This is a genomic window from Myroides injenensis M09-0166, assembly GCF_000246945.1.
Taxonomy (GTDB): Bacteria; Bacteroidota; Bacteroidia; order Flavobacteriales; family Flavobacteriaceae; genus Flavobacterium; species Flavobacterium injenense.
In genome coordinates this window covers 1-908 of sequence record NZ_BAEX01000175.1, presented here as the reverse complement: position 1 = coordinate 908, position 908 = coordinate 1, and the positions used below count along the sequence as shown (strand labels likewise).

Sequence of the window (908 nt, the reverse complement as noted above, 5' to 3'; positions counted from 1 at the left end):
ACTGTATTGTAGTCAAAGCAGTTATCTTAGATAATATTCTAGTTCTATATCCCTCAAAGGATTTAGCATAATTACGTCTAATCATAAATTGATCACATAATTGAGAGAATAAGGTTTCTATTCTTTTTCTTCCTTTTTGGTATAAAAAGAATTGAGGCTTATAGTCAAGTTGATTTTTTCTTTTAGGAGTACTTAACTCAATATTAGCAGTCTCAAATAAATCTAATTGTACCTTGCTTGACAAATAACCTTTATCTCCAATTAACACACAATCATTCATTTGATGTTTTACATCTTCTAAATAATTGATATCGTGTACAGAAGCTTTAGTTAAATCTATACTATGAAAAACACCTTCGAATGAACAAACTGCATGTAGTTTATATCCGTAAAAATGCATCGATTGAGAGGCGCAATAGCCTTGATTTGGAGAAGTAGCGTATTGTTCTTTACAAATTTTAGCTCTATTACTTCTGGATAGTTTACAAACCTCTAATGGCATACTATCAATAATAAAATGGGTTTGATTATTATTTAGTAATCCTGATATTTTAGTCCTTAGAGCTTCAATATGAAAAAATAAACGACGTTTTCTTCTATTATAAACACTACGTTCTATTTTGTGTTGTAATTCTTTAGGTAAAAGTGTAAACAAATAATTCTCACTATCTATACCAAGGTATTCTGCTGTTAAGCAAATACTTATTAATTCCAGATCACTTAGTCTTGGTTTGCGTCTTTGATAAGAAAGTAAAGTATTTTCACTAATTGACTGTAAAACTTCTAATATTCTTTTGTAATTTGCAAGCAAGTTGTCCATAGGTAAGTTTTTGGGTAGGATCTTAAATTTACTGCTTATTATAAGCATGGGCAACTTTTTTTACTACCTATTCATAATGCACAACGGG

At 29.5% G+C, this 908-nt stretch carries 1 protein-coding gene; it reads right to left on the bottom strand.

The features are described 5' to 3' along the window. Nucleotides 1-820 (bottom strand): IS982 family transposase (locus tag RH98_RS15030; RefSeq protein WP_010257868.1); only part of this gene is annotated, 820 nt, incomplete at its 3' end. Between the last annotated feature and the right edge of the window lie 88 nt (nt 821-908).